Genomic DNA, 17519 nt, shown 5'->3' on the forward strand with positions numbered 1-17519 from the left:
ACGAAAGGCTTCGAGAAGTGAGCAATAGAATAGGAATCATGGGAGGCAGCTTCGATCCGATCCACTCGGGGCACCTAATAATAGCTCTCGACGCCGTGGAGCAGTTCGAATTGGAAAAAGTTCTCTTCGTGCCAGCCTATCAGGCTCCCCTTAAATCGAAATCACCATCTGCCTCAGCCGAGGCTCGCATGAAAATGGTGGAGCTTGCAACCAGCGACGAAGACCGCTTTCAAGCTTCGGATGTAGACTATCAGTGCAAGGACACGAGCTACTCCGTGCGAACCGCTAGGAATTTGAAAAAGGAATTCCCGGAAGCAGAGCTTTTCTGGATCCTGGGAGCAGATCAAATCGCTCAACTTCACCTCTGGAGGGATATCGAGGAACTCGCCCGAGTGGTAAGCTTCATCGCATTCGATCGCCCCGGATCAAAGAACCAAACCAGTGGCAAGATGCCAGAGCACACCCGACTACTGCTCGGAGAGCCCAGACCCCTTCAGATCAGCTCTACTGAAATCCGCGATCGCCTGAAAAGCCACCGGGGGGCCAAGTACTTCTTGCCAGCTAAAGTGTTTGATTACATCAAGGCCGAAAATCTCTATATTTAGAGGCGAAACACTATGAGTACCGAACCGAACGTAGAACTAAATGGCGAAGAGCTGCTGGCGCTTTGCTGCAAAACCTTGGACGATGCCAAGGCGGAAGACATCGTAGCGCTCGACGTCAGGGAAACCTCTTCTATTACAAACTACTTGGTGCTCGCTTCTGGACTCGCGGAAGCGCATCTGCGCGCCTTGCGGAGAGATTTGGACAAAGCCTTGAAAAACCATAAGGTTAAGATTCTCGGAGTAGATGAAGGAGAGTTTAGCGGCTGGGCCGTGGTAGACGCCTTCGACATCATGATCCACTTATTCTCCCAAGAAACTCGTGACACCTATAAGTTAGAGTCACTCTGGAAAGACGCCGTACCAGTAGACGTAGAAAAGCTCTTGGCCCGCTAGCGAGCCGCTTCATTTAGAAGGAGTAACCCAGCGAACTGATGATACGCCTGTCCTCCTTGAGATCATCCTCTAGAGAATTGTCGAAGCCGAACTGGAAACGGATCGAGAAATTGATCGATTTCGTAACCGCGCTTGATAGCGAAGCAGCAAAATTTACCTCGTAATCTTCCGACTGCTCCAAAGGCATCGCAACAGTGAAATCCTGCTTTAAGGCGACTTTTTCTGTCACTTTGTAATCCCAATCCTGCGAAAGATTGAGCAAGTAAGCCACCTCGTCTTCTTGATCGTCAGCGAAGTTACGCCAACGTCCGCTGGCGCCTAAACCTGCAGACAAAGAACTGCGCGTGTTGTCTATGAAGCGAGTTCCCAATCCAAATTTCTGCTCAATGTTGGAATCGATAAGCTTGATAGAATCCGATGAGTAATCGGATTGCGATTCGTAGTAAATTCCCGGGCCGATGTCTTTTCGCCAGCGAAAGCGGGTCGCCAGCTTGTCAAGAGTAGTAGTGTTGTCCGCCTCACCATAGTCGTAGGCCGCATTGAAATTCAGTTGGTTCTTCTCGATCTTGCGCGACATCTGTAAACTGTAGTTCAAAGAAGACTGCTCCTGGCGACCCGAGAGCGAATTAAACCCAAACTGTAGCTGCTTCGTCCACGCCGGCAAAGGGTTGAAGCCCTCCTCTAGCTCAGACAAAGTCGCCAGAACGCCCACGATGATTCGCTTAGGAGGATCCAACACTTGGCCGCCTCCTCGGATCATGTCCGAGCCGTCCGAATTGACCGCTTCCTCGCTTGTTTCTTCAGAATCAGCGAGCTGCTTTTCCGGACGCTCACCCATCGGCTCCTTTTGTTGTGAAGAAGGCGGCGGGCCCTGCCCCTCCTTAGGCTCTCCGACTCTATCCTCACTCCCCCTCTCAGCTAAGGTTTCCACTGAAGGGCTAATGATGAGATCGACGATTCTATCCCGCGGCAAAACCACCTTTCCAAGGTAGTCCACTTGCAGATCCACCTCCTTCTCGTTCTGACTGAGAAGAATACCGCTCAACCGATCCCCATTGTCCAAAACGGCTTGAGCTAGCTCGGTTTCTGCAGCCCCCAAATGCGTCCACCCAAGAGCTAGCTTGAGGATAAAAAGGCATAGGAGTATTCGGCTCATTGGCATTAGGTTAGGTTCTCTATTCGGAGCGTGAGTTTCGCAAAAACACAACGGTCTTATTGGAAAAAAAAAGTAAACAGGCTCTGCTCGATCCAAATAGCCCCATTTGGGGAGCAAAGCGTTTAAGGGCTCTCTGAGACCAGCCGTTGAGAAAGATGTTCGTATCCAAATTCATCATAAGAACATCAAACTTAGGAATATAACATAATGCGTAAGAACACATCTAAAAAGGGTTTTACTCTCGTTGAAATCATGATCGTCGTGGTCATCATCGGCCTCTTGGCTGCTATGGCTATCCCAGCGTTCCAGAAGGTACGCCTCGACTCCCGCGAAAGCGCCGTGACCAATGACGCTCGTCAGCTCGCATCCGCAGCTCAGCAGTACATGCTCGAAAACAACACCACCACTGTAACTGTTGGCTACACCAGCACCGATGGTACCGTTGGATCCGATCTTGAGGACTACGTTCGTCGTGTAGGAACTGGCTACACAATGGCTACTACTCTCGGTATCGACAGCGATTTCACCATCTCTCACCCACAGCTCATCACCGATACAAACACTACCGGTACGCTTACCTTCACTGCTGAAGGTCAGCTCAAGTAAGCTAAGGTTCAACGAGACGAGAAGCTGATCGCCTAAAAACGATCACTCGCTCAACTTTCCACTAGGCCGTGTCGATACAATCGACACGGCCTTTTCTTTTTCCGGATCCGAACCAAAAGGTCGATGAAACAGCAGAGAACGACCCACAGTTAATCCCATCCATCAATGTCCCTCGAATCGGCTCCCACAGCGAAACTAGGCGAAAAACTGATACTACCCGCTTTTCTAGCGGCGGGATGCATCGCGTTCTATCTCGCATTCATCGGCCCGGACGTCGTGCAAGCCGAAACAGCCTTCATCGATTTCGGCTACCTAAACATGTGCCTGCTTTTCGGCACTTTTGTCTGGTGCTGTATCCCCTTGCTTCAAGAGAAACAAGGCTTCTGGAAAAATAGGGATTTTCTGGTCTTAGCTTCCTGCGCCTTGCTAGGGGCGTTTTTCCTCTACACCCGAGAGGGAGGTGGCTTTAAGGTTTCCTTCGACGAGGAGGTACTTTCCAACGTAGCTCAAAACCTCGCCAACGAACACATTCCAGTGATGCGGGAATCATCGCTGCAAGGGCTGGCAAGCTTTGAGATGATCGACAAACGCCCGCTCCTCTTCCCTTTTCTCGTTTCGATTCTGCACTCAGTTTTTGGCTTTCGCATCGAGAACGCGTTCTATCTAAATTTCGCTCTCACCTTCGTCTACCTTTACCTGCTGGCATCGATCACCAAAAAGGTGCACTCCACCAGTGCCTCCTACTTCACCCTCTTTCTCGCCTGCATGATGCCAATTCTCGGGCAGAACGCCAGTAGCGGCGGGTTTGACATACTGAACATGACCATCGCTCTGGGCGTGGCTTGGTTTGCGATCGACTATAAGCAAAATCCTAACGCGGCGACCATGGCTAGGCTCCTTTTCGGGACTGCACTCGTCGCCCATATTCGTTACGAGTCTAGCATCCTCGGGGTGCCTGTCATCATATTGATTGCGAGTGAATGGATTCGATCGAAACGTATCACGCTTTCACCTAGCATCCTTCTAATCCCCTTCACCTACATGCCGGTGATCTGGCAGTTACGTGCCATCAGCGCGAACCCAGAAAACTTCCAATACAAGACCGACGGGGCTGGCACTTTCAGCATAGCCTATGTGGCTGAGAATCTGCAAAGGGCTTACAAATTCTTTTTCATCCCCAGCGATTCATACGCAGGGTCTCCCTTCGTAGCATTCATCGGCTTTGCAGGACTACTGGCTTTAATCGGTAAACTCGCCTCTAGCAAAACGCCGTTGATTAGAACCAGCGATACAAGAAAAGCGATACTGATAATGAGCCTGTATCCGCTTCTTCACTTCGCTATGATAATGTCCTTCTACTACGGACAGTTTGACGACCCTATCGTTACGCGATTAAGCATACCCATTGTCACGTTGCTGGTTGCCTGCGGGGGCGGACTGCTAGCGAGCCTTTTCAGACGAAATGGCAAATTACGCGTAGCAGTCTCCATCGCTCTCGTTTGCTGTGGCGTCTATGGAACTAGAGTGTATTCCTCTCACGAATACAGCTCCACGAGCGAGATCGCGAAACGTTCCGAATGGGCACTGGAGTTCGCCGATTCACTCCCTGTCGGCAATTATCTCTTTGTTACAACCATGCCGCGAATTTTTGAGCTCCACGGTCTCAATAATTTGAGCACGGTAAAGGCGCGAGGTGTTCTGAAAAAGATCAAGAACCACCTGGATCTGAAAACCTACAATGCGGTTTTCATCCTCCAAAATCTCAAGCTAGAAAGAAAAGACGGAGAGTTGATCGAAACCGCTCTTCCTTACAATGATCTCGGCCCCGCCGTAACACTCGAAACCATAAAGGAAATATCATTCACGCCACACAATTTTTGCCGCATTAGCCGCATAGCCGCCATCGACATTTCCGCGGACGTCCCCGCCGCCAAGCAAGTAACCACAGCAGAGGAAACTGCTCAAATAAGACGAGTCTCGCCCGAAGAGATTCGCAAATGGCAAAAGTCTCTCCCCTAGCCCAAACTCGTTTGTCAAACTTCGGCGAGGTAGATGATAGAATCGCTATCCGCTTCGGGTGGCTCGAACCCGAAATCGCCATAAACCGACACGTCGGAAAAACCTGCTTCACCCAATAGTCGCATCATGTCATGCGGCATGTGCCAGCGGATCCACATTTCCTTTTCCTCCACTTCGAGCACATCACCATCGGCGGCAAGACGCTCGTAGCGGTTTTTCAATAGCAACCTCTGAGAAATCGAGTCGATCTTCCATCCCTGCCAAGCCACGAGGCTTCCTTCATTGTTGGGCAGGATTTTAGCGCAACGTTCCTCCATCGGAATTTCCACCCGGCCATCCCAGATCATTTCCCAGGGCATGTGTGTCGTTACCAAGAGCTGACCTCCTTCTCGCAGATGCTCGCGGCAATTGCGAAAACAGGCTAGCATATCGTCGTCAGTTTCCAGCATTTGGATGCTGAAGCCGGGTATGATAACCATTCCGAATCGCGATTCGCCGATATCGAAACTCCTCATATCGCCCACCACAAGTTTGGCGTCCCCAGCAACCTCCCGCAGACGCTCCCGGCAAATATCGAGCATCGCTTGCGAATTATCCAAGCCGCACACTTCGAAACCTTTTTCGACCAAGGGCAATAGCACGCGACCAGTACCGCAACCGACATCCAAAACAGGACCGGGCGACGCCGAAGCGAACCATTCATAGAAATGCAGATCATCGAACTCACTCAATTCGTCGAGCTCGTCATAAAGCTCTGCTTCTAGGCCGCCATACTGATATCCTCTACTCGGCATGCTTCCATGGCATGCGCAAACCCGAGCCGCGAACAAACACAATCCCTTGGGTAAGCTTCGCTATGCTAAACTGAGCACCATCATACAGGAGTGAGATTACCCCAGTTAGTTTAGCAGAGAATCCTTAAGCTCGTACCAAGTTTTCCGATTTATCAGAGGACTCGACCCAAGGGCTAATGCCCGCCTCAGATCTTACCTTTCTTAGAAAAAGCGACGGAACCAACTCCTATCCATGACCACTCGGATTCTAATAATCGATCCTTGCGAGGACACCCTTAAATACTACCGCGAGGTATTAGAGCCAAAATCCAGCCAGTGGACACTCGATTGCACGGGAGACTCCACCGAAGGCATTGAACTAGCCAAAAGGAACACTCCCGATGTCGTCATAGTTGCCCTTTCCATTGACGACGACCACGGGCCCGACCTGCTAAGAAGCTTGGACAAGATAGCCCCAGACGCACAGCCGTTCATTTCTGCTACCGAAACAGAGAAAACGAAACTCGAGTCTACGCTCGGATCCAAATTCCATTTTCTTCCCAATCCCTGTCACGCGGACAAGCTCATCACGGAAATCAACCGCTGCATCGCGATCGAAACCTGGCTGGGTAATCCTCGGATCAAAGAGCTCATCTCTAAGATGGGCGAGTTCCCGAGCCTTCCCTCCATTTACCTGAAGGTCGTCAGTGCTCTCAACAGCAAGAACGCGTCCGCCGAACTCATAGCCGATTGCATCTCGGGAGACTTGGCGATTTCCGCTAAGGTTCTACAAACCGTCAATTCTTCGTATTACGGGTTTGACCAGAAGGTTTCCAACATATCGGAAGCCGTCAGTATCCTCGGCTTGGAAAGCGTCAAAAACCTCGTTCTCGGGATCGAAGTATTCAACAAACTCGGGCGCTCGAGACACCATAAGGCAATAACCGATCAGCTGTGGCACCACAGCATGTCGGTAGCTACGGCAGCTCGCCGCATCAGCCAGTTCGAGACAAACGACAGCGACATGGCGGAGGAGGCCTACACCGCAGGCTTGATGCACGACATTGGTAAACTGGTGCACTTGAATGCAGAACCAGAGAAATTTCAGGACGCCATCAAGATGGCCAACGAGGAGTCCATTCCCCTTCACGAGGCGGAAGAAGAGCTGCTCGGCTGCACGCACGCAGAAACAGGAGCTTACATCTTGGCTCGCTGGAGCATGCCTACCAATTTGACAGAGGCAGTCGCTCTCCATCACCAACCAGTCAACTCGTTCGGTAAGAGCTTTTCTGCCCTCGCCGCCGTTCACGTGGCAAACGCAATTGTTCACCACCGACAAAACGCCGAACATCCTAGCTCCACGCCCAACGAAGAATTTATCATCGAAATCGGAAAATCCGATAGCTGGCAGGACTGGGTAGATACCAGCACTGGAAAGACTTCTAAGAAACCTCAAGTAAAGGAAGCAAAAGAGGTTGAAGCAAAAGAGCCGACGCAAGAGCCAGCCTCGCCAAAACTAGCGGTTAAAAAGAGCGAGCCAACTTCCGAGCCGTCTCCAGCCCCAGCTGCTTCGACGCAGAGCGAGCCCAAAGTGGAGGAGAAGCAGAACAAAAAGAGTTTAATGCCTCTGGTCGCTCTTGCTGCCTGTATCGCCCTTGCCGCAACAGGTATTACTCTCATGAATACGGTTCCGACAGAGGAACCAAGTGAGAGTTTGAGCCTGGCAGAGGAAGCGCCAACCAGCTCGCTCGCCTCTGCAATCGAACAGGCTAAGGAGATGTCAGGAATCACTGAGACCGAGGAAGCGTTACAGGAGATTTTCGACGACCAAGAATTGGCGGCGACACCGGAACCAGCCGAAGAAGAATTACTTGTCCATGAAGAAGCAGACGCTTCCGACCTCGTCGCCGAGAAGGAGGAAAACGAGCTTCCCAAGCCAAAACTACCAGAGCCCGAGCCGGAACAAGTTTTTCCCGAAGTGGTTCTGGGCGGCATTTTCTACAGCGAGAAACGTCCCCTCGCGAGCGTGAATGGCAAGATCGTCAAAACAGGCGACACTATCAGTGGAGTTAAAATCGTTCGCATCGAAAAGGCCCGCGTGACAGTTCAATACGAGAGCGAGCAACGCTCCTACAAGCTGAACTAGTTACAACCCAGACCACTTTCGAAAAAGCCCGCCCTTCACTGAGAAGGGCGGGCTTTTCCGCTTAAGCTAGAGAGACGTCTTCGAATTCAGAAGGCGCTGCTGTCGACGCTTTCGATCCATTGCACGTAGCTGGAAGCATCGCCATCGTCGATGAATTCAGTGGTACCTTCCACCGTTCCTTCCTCCGAATAGAATACGAGAAAGGGAATTCCGGTTATGCCAAATCGCTCTCTGATTCCTTCCACATCCTCAGTTTTGCGGGGAATCAAAATTTTCGCGCCCAGAATGCCTTCCGTCTCCAAGTAGTCGTCAAGCGCTGAACTCTCTTTCAACAACGCGTCTAAGGCATTGCACCAGCGGCACCAGTCACCGTTACCTTTGAAAATCATCAAGAGCCGCTTCCCTTCCGCAGCCCGTTTCGCCAACGCTTCTTCAATATCAGAGATCCAGTTCATACCGGCGTCATCCAAAGCAAGGTCACTCAACAATCAATCCCCGATTGCCACATCACCCATTTCATAGGTCGGGGGCCCATAGATTTTCACAATTTTCTAAAGACGCCAACGAGCCAGAAATACTGCCGCCGCGACGGCTGCATTCAACGACTCCCCTTCTCCGAATTTCGGCGCAAACAACTTGCCGTCCGCCTTTTTGGATACGATCTCCGAAACACCTCGCGCTTCGTTCCCAATCACTAAGGCACAGCGATCGGGGAAACTGAAATCCGACAGCGAGACCGCCCGCTCATCCAACTCCGTAGTGAATATCTGAACTCCAAGTTGCTTCAATCGATCCAAAGCGGAATCTAGATCAACTCCCACCGCGATGGGTAGATGAAAAAGCCCCCCCATCGTGGAGCGAGCCGTTTTGCCGTTTTCCAACTCCGCGCAACCAGTACCGAGCACAACACCGTTCAAACCAAACCAGTCGCAGGCTCGCACAATCGACCCACAATTTCCCGGATCCCCAAGCTCATCGAGTAACATCAGACGCACAGACCCTTCGCTCGGCAACCGGTCCAGAAGCGTATCGAAAGAGCAGCCGACCTTTGCAGCAAGGGCCAAAACGCCCTGAGATGCCTTCGTGTCGGATAGCCGTTCGAGCTGGCTTGCGTCCGCCTCATAGGCCTCATCGCAGGCCTCTAGAGCGAGCTTCAAGACCTCGTTTTCGCTGTCATCCCGCTTGGCTGTTGGATCGTAGATTAGCGTCCGCAGTGGGTGGGAGGCTTTGAGAGCTTCCTCTATTAAGTGCCAACCTTCGATGATGAAAAGCCCCTCCTCTTCTCTCACTTTCTTTTGCTGGAACTTTCGAAAATAGGAAAGTTTCGTCTTCGATAACGGCGTCAACATACTCAGTGTTAAAACAACACACCGCCGCCAACTCACAACACCAAAGCCTATCGCCAAGCAGAGACAGATCATTCACATCGATATGGACTGCTTCTACGCAGCCATCGAGGTGCGAGACCACCCTCAGCTCCGCAATGAACCGGTGGCAGTGGGCGGGCGGAGCAGCCGAAGAGGCGTTTTAACCACTTGCAACTACAAGGCTCGGGAATTTGGCATTCGCTCCGCCATGCCAACCTTTCAGGCGATGCAGCGCTGTCCGCACCTTATCGTTATGCCCGTCAGGTCCGAGGTCTACCAAAAGGAAAGCCGACGCATTCGAGCCATATTCGCAGACTACACCGACCTCATCGAGCCGCTCTCCCTGGATGAGGCGTACTTGGACGTGAGCCATATCGACCGCCCTGCGGCCGAAATTGCGAAAGAGATCCGAGCTCGTATAAAAAAGACAACAGGGCTCAATGCCTCAGCCGGAATCGCAGCCAACAAGATGCTGGCAAAGATCGCAAGCGATTGGAAAAAGCCCAACGGTCAATACGAAGTTAGAGACGACCAAGTATCCGAATTCATGGAGGATCTTCCCGTATCCAAAATATGGGGCGTTGGAAAAAAGGCGACAAAACGTCTGTACTCGATGGGCATCGAAACCTGCGGACAGCTACAACTTCGCGATCGCCCAGAGCTTCAGAGACACTTCGGAAAATTCGGCTTGGAACTCTATAATCTGGCCCGCGGCCTCGATGACAGAGAAGTAGTCTCCCACCGAATCCGCAAATCCATGAGTTGCGAGCGCACCTACGCTCAAGACCTCGATTCGCTCGACGAGCGTCAACAGCATGCTGCGGAGATCTTTCAAGAACTTAGCTCCGACCTAGCTCGTTTCAAAAGCGATCGACCCATCGTAAAGATTTTCGTGAAGTGCAAATACTCGGACTTTACTCGAAGCTCCATCGAGCGAAGCGGACTCCCTTTCGAACTTTCGAGCTTTCAGGACCTACTAGCCGAATCCTATCAAAGGCGAGCCGAGCCGATTCGCCTCCTTGGGCTAGGCGTTCGTTTCGCAGATCCCCAAAGACAGGCGAGCACCGCCGAGCAGTTGCAATTCGACTGGGGCTAAAGCTCCAAAAACATCTCACCCCTAGTGATTTTACGGCCATTGGAAATGGCAGTTCGAAGCGAGCTCAAATTGCGTCTGTCAATGGTGCCCCAGGCAAGCATTCCGGCCCCAAGCTCTTCTTCGAGAAACCGTTGCTGCATCACAGCGCCTAAGCCTCTGCCGCGGCAGCTGGCTTCCAAAGCGATTTCAATGAAGTAGAGGGCGTCGTGACCGAGGTAGGGTTCCCGTATGGCCGCGATCAAACCGATTCGTCTCCCATCCAAAAAACCTTCCCGCAACAAACCGAGGGAAAAAGACTCTTCCATCTCTTCGCGAGGATTACACTGCACCCAATCCCTCATGGCCGGATTCTCTGCAAAGAATTCGTCGTAGATTTTTCGATACCAATCGTAGTCCAACGATGCAGGTGATCGTAACTCCAAGGGAGGCTCAATTTCCGACTTCTTGTTTTGTGCAAATAATAAAGCTCCACAGACCAGTTCAAGAGAGCCTCCGGCATTCCCTCCTCCACTCGGAGTCATCACCTGAATCCATTTCGGGGAAAACATCGCAAAACGATCCGCGAGCAAGCATTGATAAGTACTCAGAATTTGCTCTGTTGATTCCCAAGCGAAATTCGCGGTCAACTTAACGAAAGGCCTGGCCAAATTCATGCCCAAAAAGCGAATCCCGCAAATCACCTTTCGCCCTTCTCCCAAATCGACCAATTGCTCCGCAAAATCGACAGGCTTTGTACCGGCAAGATTACAGGAGCCATGGCGAGACTCGCAGACTGATTCCTCCCGGAGTTCCTCAAAATCTCTCTTAATCCCAGAACGGAGATCACTCAGAACCAAGCTCTCGTCCATCCCCAGCCCTTCAAGCTGGTAGCTTGCTCTCTCTGTTCGAACGAATTCTTCTAAGGTTTGCTCATCTAGATCCACTTTCTGAAGGCTATCCGACTATCCTCAAACTTTGCACCTCCAATCTCGCCTTGTCGTGACAGGCAAATGACATCAAGCTGCCCGATCGATATGTCCTCTCTCTCTGGAAAAAGAATAACCCTCATCGTTACCGGCAGCATCGCTGCCTACAAAGCCCTCGAGCTCATAAGGCTTTTGACCAAGGCCGGCGCCAGCGTGGAGGGTGTTTTGACGGAAGGGGGCGAGGCCTTTATCACTCCTCTTTCGGTTGAAGCACTGACCGGGCGGCGGGCTCATACAAAAATGTGGGACGAACACTCTTTCGAGATGAACCACATCGAGCTTTCGCGCCGGGCGGACCTGATCGTCATTGCTCCGGCGACCGCGGGAATCGTGGCCAAAATGGCAAACGGCCTCGGCGACGATCTTGCCTCTTCTGTGCTCTTGGCTCGCAACAAACCCGTCCTGATCGCTCCCAGCATGAACACGGCGATGTGGGAGAACGCTGCTTTTAGACGTAATCTCTCACAAGTCGAAGCCGATGGAGCGATCATAGTGCCTCCCCAAACCGATACGCTAGCCTGCGGTGAAGTGGGCGAAGGGAAAATGGCCGAGCCAAGCACCGTTCTGCAGGCTATCGCCAACCACTTCGATTCTGCCGAAACGCTGAAGGGCAAAACGGCGATTGTAACCGCGGGAGGGACTATCGAGCGCATCGATTCTGTACGCTACATCAGCAATTTCTCTTCAGGAAAACAGGGCAATGCTATCGCGATCTCCTTGGCCAAAGCCGGAGCGGATGTCACCCTAGTAGCGGGCAACATAAAGGATCCCGCCCCTCAGCACCCTAAGCTAAGAGTCGTGTCAGTTGAATCCGCCCTCGAAATGAAAGCGGCCGTGCACAATTCGTTGCCCGCCGACATCTATGTCGGCTGCGCCGCCGTTTGTGACTTCCGTGTATCCAATTCCTCGGACAGCAAAATCAAAAAAGAGAGCGGTTTGGATCTAACTTTCGAAGAAAACCCAGACATCGCCAAAAGCGTAGGCACCTTGCCTGAGGGGCAAAGACCAAGCGTGGTGATCGGCTTCGCTGCGGAAACCGACAATCTGATCGAATACGCCCAGAAGAAGCTAGCTAGCAAAAATTGCGACCTGATCGTCGCTAACAACGTCAGCAATGGCTCCGTTTTCGGAAAGGACTCAAATACAGTCCATTTTGTAGAGAAGGATTCGATACAATCCTTGCAAGAGCTTCCCAAGAGCGAAGTAGCGACCCAGCTTGTAGACTGGATCGCTAAGCAATTTCAGGGATCCGACTAAGCTCAGTCGCTTGTGGATACCGGCGTCGTTAAGCCGTGCGGCAGGGCTTTCCCTTCGCTGTCTAGATTTACGAATACAATCCGGTTGATAGCGATAATTGTCTGCTTACTCGCCTTGTTGCGAACCTCGGCCTTCATCGTAATCGAGGTCCGGCCAAACGACACAAACTCAACTCCAATTTCAATGACTTCGCCCTGCCGAGCCGAGCTGACAAAATCGATTTCCGACATGAATTTCGTCACCAAATGCCGGTTGTTCCCCAACTGGCACATGGCATAAATCGCCGCCTCTTCATCGATCCAGGCAAGCAAGCGCCCGCCAAAGAGAGTCCCGTTCGAATTCAGGTCCTCGGGCCTGATCCATTTCCGCGAAAAAAACTTCATAAGCCCAACTGCCTTCCACGTTCGAGTCGCGAAGGCAAGGGAAGCGCTATTCTAAGCCTCCGTTCTAGCCAATCAGCAGAATCTCGAATCTAAGGAAGACGCAAAATCACCTTATCTTTTCCAATCTGGAGGGAGCGAAATAAGGGGCCAGCCCAAATACCAAGGTATTTCAGCGGCTAAAGGAACTTGCTGATATCCGGCAATTCAAGGGCTCGATGTCCGCCCGAGATACACTTCAGAAAACGGTCTTTCGTGATATCCCCGGCTATCTCTTCGTCCAGGTAATCCTCTTCCTCGTCGTCATCAAAGACCTCGGGCACATCGAAAATTCTGGTGATGCGGCGGGCCTGAATATCGAGAACCAGAGAGGGATTGTTCACGCGGCCTTTCTTAACGTAAACCCAGAGGCAGGGATAACACTCCTCCTCGTAATGATCGAGGAAGGCTTTCATCGATTTGTTGGCGACGTTCTCACGCTTCGCCAACAGGACCACATCCGAAAAGTGGATACAGCATTCAAACCAAGCGAAAGCTACCTTTCGCTCCACCGCGAGATCGCAATTGAGTACAGTCAGAACTCGAGCCAGCTCACAACCACTCTCGGGCAACCAAGCGTGGAAAGCTTCCACTACGTCCGAAGGATTGGCCAGACCATCAGCTACGATAAAGACGAGGTCCGGTTCTCCCTCGACGGTTAGGTCCAAGCTCCGGCCTGAAAATTGATAAACGCCCGTAGCGGCCTGGCGGTGTTTAACGCCGAAATCTGAAGAAAAGTCATCCTCGTCATGCGATGAATAATAAACCGCTGCGCTTTCTTCCGCTGAGGTTCCGAACTCGATCAGGTCCGACACGACCTTGAATTGTTCGGACCCCTTGCAACCAAGAACCAAGTAGACGAGCGGCTTTCCCATGACTTGAACTAGGCTTCGAAAGTGAAAAGGCTATTTTGAGCGTGCTGGCGCATCAAGTGGTCCAATACCACCATGTTGGCCATCGCCTCTACGATTGGAATTGCACGTGGAACAACGCAAGGATCGTGTCTTCCCCGCCCCATCAAAGTGGTCTCTTCGCCAGACAAATCTACCGTAGCTTGCTCTTGTAGAATGGTTGCGGTCGGCTTGAAAGCGACGCGAAATACGACGTCTTCGCCATTGGTGATCCCACCTTGCACGCCTCCAGACAAGTTTGTCTTCGTGCGCACTCGGCCATCCCGATTCTCGAACAAATCGTTGTGCTCAGAGCCTTTGAGGAGCGTTCCCTCAAAGCCACTGCCGACCTCGAATCCCTTGGTTGCCGGCAAGGAGAGCATTGCCTTACCTAGGTCCGCTTCGAAGCGATCGAAAACTGGTTCGCCCAATCCCACTGGCAAATTTCGTATCCGGCATTCCACCACGCCGCCAACTGAATCTCCTTTGGAACGGGCCTCCTTGATACGCTCGATCATCGCTTCCGCTGTGCCTTCATGCGGACAACGGACGATGTTGGCCTCGATAGCCGATTCGCTGATTTCCGCGTCCGCAGGCATCGAAATATCGTGAATGCGCGTTACGTACGCCAAAGTCTCGATTTCCGACGTTAGCTTGAGAATCTTTTTGGCGACTGCGCCAGCCGCAACACGACCTATGGTCTCGCGAGCGGAGGATCGCCCTCCCCCTTCGGGATTTCGGTGGCCGTACTTGGTCTGGTAAGTATAGTCGGCGTGCGAAGGGCGAAACTTCTCTTTCATTTCGGAGTAAGCGCCGGGACGAGCGTCTTTGTTGAAAACGAGCATCGAAATCGGAGTACCAGTGGTCTTCCCTTCGTAGACACCTGAGAGGATCTGGACTTGGTCCGCCTCTTTGCGCGGGGTAGTGATCTCGCTCTGTCCGGGGCGGCGACGATCGAGTTCGGGTTGAATATCAGCTTCGCTGAGGGGTAGGTTCGGGGGGCATCCATCGATGACCACGCCGACTCCGCCACCGTGGCTTTCTCCCCAGGTGCTGATAGTGAATAGCTTGCCGAAAACGTTAGGCATGGCGGGCACAGTACGGAGGAGGCGACATGAATCAAGCCGCGATATAATTCTCTAGATTTCTTATTCCTCGAGGGGAAAATGCTCCCAAAGAGGTCCTTCCACGAAATAGCGATGCGGTTCGAACACGCCTCTCAGTTAGGAAATCATGCAGAAACATGCAGAATGCCAAATGCAACCTCGGGCGGATTGCTAAACGCACGAAAAGAAGCGCTTCGGGCTCGTCTCGGTATCTACCTAATCCTTTGCATACTCGACCAACGGCAAAAATGAAGCGAAAGATTCAGACTTGGCATGCAACTAGCGTTGGAGGAGGCCTATGAAAAAATTCAAGTTAACTCACCTTCTATCACTATTTACCGTTGTCGCAGCTCTTGGACTTACCGCTTGTAGCGATAGCGAAGTTGGCGACGACATGGAAAAGGCTGCCGACGAAGCTGGAGATGCCGCTGAAAAGATGGCAGACGAAGCTAAGGACGCAGCCGATGAAGCCGCTGACGGCATCAAAGACCTTACCAACTAAACCTGGTAGTCCAGCGGAGCTGGCGAATCAGCGCCCCCGTCTTCGATTTGTTGATTCATTCCGAGGGCTGGGGCGCTTTCTATGCAGGTACCAACCGACTTTGCTGGAACCCCAACAACTGTGCAATGCGGATCCACGGAACGTAACACCACGCTTCCAGCTCCAATCTTGGCACCGTTTCCAATCTTTATATTGCCGAGCACCTTCGCTCCGGCCGCGATCAAGACCCCATCGCCCACCTTCGGGTGGCGATCTCCACGCTGCTTGCCAGTACCACCAAGCGTAACATTGTGCAGCAGCGAAACATTATCCCCGACCACAGCCGTTTCTCCGATCACCACACCCGTTGCATGGTCAATTAAAATCCCCTTCCCGATCGTGGCAGCGGGATGAATATCTACCCCGAAAGTTTTCGAAATCAGCGACTGAAGGTAGAGAGCGAGCGGTCTCCGGTTGTCCTTCCACAAATGGTTAGCGAAGCGGAAGGAAGACAGGGCGCTGAAGCCCTTGAAAAACAAAAATGGCGAGAGGTAGCCATTCGCAGCAGGATCCCTATCTCGAACCGCCTGCAAATCGATTCGGATCGCCTCCCGCAAAACCTCGTCCTCTTCAAAAATCTCCAGAAAGAGATCTCTTAGCGTAATGCTAGGCAGAATCTCGTCCTTGAGCTTGGAAGCCAAAGTATAGCTAAGCGCTGCTTCCAGGGACTTTTGGCCCAAGATAGTTTCCTGCAAATAGGCGACGAGCAAACGCTCCGAGTCAGCCGCCGCAGCAGCCTCATCGCGCAAAGATTTCCAGATCGCTTCTAATTCTTCAGTCATTTCGCTCCTTGGTGGAAGGAACGGCCACTCTGGGTGTCAGACTGCAGAGCGACAATCGTAATCTAAGCGAGTCGAGCATCAACCTCGCCAAAATAGCCTCAGCTCCAAATATGAACAGGAGCTGAACATGTTATATTTTTTTCATAAACTGCTGATCCAAAGTTAAATGTATATCTGGACAAACGCTTCTTTTGGGATCTTTTAGAGACAGTAGTTTAACCAAAACCCAGTTAACAAAAACAATGAAACTGACAAAAGCTATAAGCTTAACCGCGTTGGCGTTTCTCGTAAGCGCCGCATCCGCTGATGTGATTTACACAGTGGGCGGATCGACAATCAACGGCAAGGTATTGGGTATCGACGGTGGAAAGATCACGATATCCACCGATTTCGCCGGAAAGATCCAAATAGAACAGGATAAAGTCGCCTCCATGAGCACCGACGATCCCTTGTACCTCTCTCTCGAAGATGGCTCCACTTACCTCGGTCCAGTCACTGGCAGCGAGGAGGGGCTCGTGGTAGACTCCGAAGCGGGCGAAATGAACACTACGGTCGCTAAGATTTCGGAAAGCTGGCAGCCCGGCGAAAAGAGCCCCTCAGCTCTCCGCCAAGAAGCGAAGTACAGCAATTTCGAACGCAAGTGGGCCTACGAGGCAGCTTTTGACCTGACAGGCAAAAGCGGTAATTCGGATTCCAACGGCATGGCCGCCTCTTTCCGAGCTACTCTTGACGGTGAAGCCGACACGCTCGCCTTCTACGCCAAGGCCAACTTCGAAGATGCGGATGGCGTCAAGAGTGCCGACGACGCGAATGGCGGGGTCGATTACTCCAACAAGTTCACCGAGAACTATAACTGGTACGTCCGTAGCGAATTTGGCTATGACGCGATCAAGGAAATCGAACAGTACTTCACCGTGGCGGCCGGTTTCGGTCGTATCCTATCGGATACGGAAACTCGCAAGATGAGCCTCCGCGGCGGTCTCGGTTACATCTTCGAATCCTATGACGACCTCCCAGTCTTGAACGACGCGGGCGAGATCACTGGCTACACGCCGCGCTCCTCCACTAGTTCCGCGAGTTTGGACCTTGGATTCACCCACAAGGAAACCCTCAAGTGGGGCACTTGGGTCAATCGCACGACCTTCACGCCTACCATCGATGACTTCTCAAACTTCCGTGCCGTTCACGACACGAGTTTGGACCTCCCTCTAAAGGCGGAGGGTTGGAGTCTTCGTACGGGCGTCAACTTCAAGTACGATAGCGAAGCGGATGTGAGCAACCTCGAAGAGCTCGACACCACTTACTACATCCGAATGGTACTCAAGTGGCTCTAAGCCTCGACTAACTTTTAATTCAAGCCGTATCCAAACAAAGGATGCGGCTTTTTCATTTCTTAAA

18 protein-coding genes are annotated in these 17519 nt (G+C 52.0%); 9 read left to right on the forward strand and 9 right to left on the reverse strand.

The window, feature by feature from the left end:
* The first annotated feature begins 17 nt into the window (after positions 1–17).
* Complete coding sequence (gene nadD, locus H5P27_RS10470) at positions 18–605, forward strand: nicotinate-nucleotide adenylyltransferase (protein ID WP_185660338.1); 588 nt, start codon at positions 18–20, stop codon at positions 603–605.
* Between the two features lie 12 nt (positions 606–617).
* Positions 618–998, forward strand: a complete 381-nt coding sequence (rsfS, locus tag H5P27_RS10475) for a ribosome silencing factor (protein ID WP_185660339.1) — start codon at positions 618–620, stop codon at positions 996–998.
* A 13-nt stretch (positions 999–1011) separates the two neighbouring features.
* On the opposite strand, the gene H5P27_RS10480 is transcribed toward rsfS, so the two are convergent.
* Positions 1012–2154 carry a DUF481 domain-containing protein gene (locus tag H5P27_RS10480; protein ID WP_185660340.1) on the reverse strand — a complete coding sequence of 381 codons (1143 nt, stop codon included), beginning with the start codon at positions 2152–2154 and terminating at the stop codon, positions 1012–1014.
* Positions 2155–2361: 207 nt separating this feature from the next.
* Between H5P27_RS10480 and H5P27_RS19940 the strand changes: the two genes are divergently transcribed.
* Both H5P27_RS19940 and H5P27_RS10490 read left to right on the forward strand, forming a co-directional pair.
* Complete coding sequence (locus tag H5P27_RS19940; protein WP_185660341.1) at positions 2362–2760, forward strand: type IV pilin protein; 399 nt, start codon at positions 2362–2364, stop codon at positions 2758–2760.
* A gap of 165 nt (positions 2761–2925) precedes the next feature.
* The gene (locus H5P27_RS10490) at positions 2926–4779 is read left to right on the forward strand and encodes a glycosyltransferase family 39 protein (RefSeq protein WP_185660342.1); all 1854 of its coding nucleotides are present in this window, start codon (positions 2926–2928) and stop codon (positions 4777–4779) included.
* Between the two features lie 14 nt (positions 4780–4793).
* Here H5P27_RS10490 and H5P27_RS10495 read toward each other — a convergent pair whose 3' ends face one another.
* On the reverse strand, positions 4794–5573 hold the full coding sequence (locus H5P27_RS10495; protein ID WP_185660343.1) for a class I SAM-dependent methyltransferase: 780 nt from the start codon (positions 5571–5573) through the stop codon (positions 4794–4796).
* A gap of 232 nt (positions 5574–5805) precedes the next feature.
* Here H5P27_RS10495 and H5P27_RS10500 point away from each other — a divergent pair, with 232 nt between their 5' ends.
* A complete protein-coding gene (locus tag H5P27_RS10500; protein WP_185660344.1) occupies positions 5806–7698 on the forward strand; it encodes an HDOD domain-containing protein in 1893 nt (630 codons plus the stop codon).
* An 86-nt stretch (positions 7699–7784) separates the two neighbouring features.
* On the opposite strand, the gene H5P27_RS10505 is transcribed toward H5P27_RS10500, so the two are convergent.
* Both H5P27_RS10505 and H5P27_RS10510 read right to left on the reverse strand, forming a co-directional pair.
* A complete protein-coding gene (locus tag H5P27_RS10505; RefSeq protein WP_185660345.1) occupies positions 7785–8153 on the reverse strand; it encodes a thioredoxin domain-containing protein in 369 nt (122 codons plus the stop codon).
* Between the two features lie 96 nt (positions 8154–8249).
* Entirely contained in the window at positions 8250–9119 is an 870-nt protein-coding gene (locus H5P27_RS10510; RefSeq protein WP_425511341.1) for a TrmH family RNA methyltransferase, read from the reverse strand.
* Here H5P27_RS10510 and dinB point away from each other — a divergent pair.
* A complete protein-coding gene (dinB, locus tag H5P27_RS10515; RefSeq protein ID WP_339382595.1) occupies positions 9115–10161 on the forward strand; it encodes a DNA polymerase IV in 1047 nt (348 codons plus the stop codon). The two genes, H5P27_RS10510 and dinB, sit on opposite strands and share 5 nt — an antisense overlap.
* Here dinB and H5P27_RS10520 read toward each other — a convergent pair.
* Positions 10158–11084, reverse strand: coding sequence for a hypothetical protein (locus H5P27_RS10520; RefSeq protein ID WP_185660347.1), 927 nt, complete (start codon positions 11082–11084; stop codon positions 10158–10160). The two genes, dinB and H5P27_RS10520, sit on opposite strands and share 4 nt — an antisense overlap.
* Positions 11085–11150: 66 nt before the next feature.
* On the opposite strand from H5P27_RS10520, the gene coaBC reads away from it, so the two are divergent.
* Positions 11151–12383 (forward strand): bifunctional phosphopantothenoylcysteine decarboxylase/phosphopantothenate--cysteine ligase CoaBC, encoded by a 1233-nt coding sequence (gene coaBC / locus H5P27_RS10525; protein ID WP_221774679.1) that lies wholly within the window; start codon positions 11151–11153, stop codon positions 12381–12383.
* Between the two features lie 2 nt (positions 12384–12385).
* Here coaBC and H5P27_RS10530 read toward each other — a convergent pair whose 3' ends face one another.
* From H5P27_RS10530 to aroC, 3 genes are all read right to left on the reverse strand, one after another.
* Entirely contained in the window at positions 12386–12766 is a 381-nt protein-coding gene (locus tag H5P27_RS10530) for an acyl-CoA thioesterase (RefSeq protein WP_185660348.1), read from the reverse strand.
* Between the two features lie 176 nt (positions 12767–12942).
* On the reverse strand, positions 12943–13677 hold the full coding sequence (locus H5P27_RS10535) for a GTP-binding protein (protein ID WP_185660349.1): 735 nt from the start codon (positions 13675–13677) through the stop codon (positions 12943–12945).
* A gap of 8 nt (positions 13678–13685) precedes the next feature.
* Complete coding sequence (gene aroC, locus H5P27_RS10540) at positions 13686–14780, reverse strand: chorismate synthase (protein ID WP_185660350.1); 1095 nt, start codon at positions 14778–14780, stop codon at positions 13686–13688.
* Between the two features lie 316 nt (positions 14781–15096).
* Between aroC and H5P27_RS10545 the strand changes: the two genes are divergently transcribed.
* A complete protein-coding gene (locus H5P27_RS10545; protein ID WP_185660351.1) occupies positions 15097–15300 on the forward strand; it encodes a hypothetical protein in 204 nt (67 codons plus the stop codon).
* On the opposite strand, the gene cysE is transcribed toward H5P27_RS10545, so the two are convergent.
* Complete coding sequence (gene cysE, locus H5P27_RS10550; protein ID WP_185660352.1) at positions 15297–16121, reverse strand: serine O-acetyltransferase; 825 nt, start codon at positions 16119–16121, stop codon at positions 15297–15299. The genes H5P27_RS10545 and cysE overlap by 4 nt on opposite strands.
* Positions 16122–16363: 242 nt before the next feature.
* On the opposite strand from cysE, the gene H5P27_RS10555 reads away from it, so the two are divergent.
* Positions 16364–17455 carry a DUF481 domain-containing protein gene (locus H5P27_RS10555; RefSeq protein ID WP_185660353.1) on the forward strand — a complete coding sequence of 364 codons (1092 nt, stop codon included), beginning with the start codon at positions 16364–16366 and terminating at the stop codon, positions 17453–17455.
* Positions 17456–17519: the final 64 nt, after the last annotated feature.

It is taken from the genome of Pelagicoccus albus (assembly GCF_014230145.1).
Classification (GTDB): Bacteria; Verrucomicrobiota; Verrucomicrobiia; order Opitutales; family Opitutaceae; genus Pelagicoccus; species Pelagicoccus albus.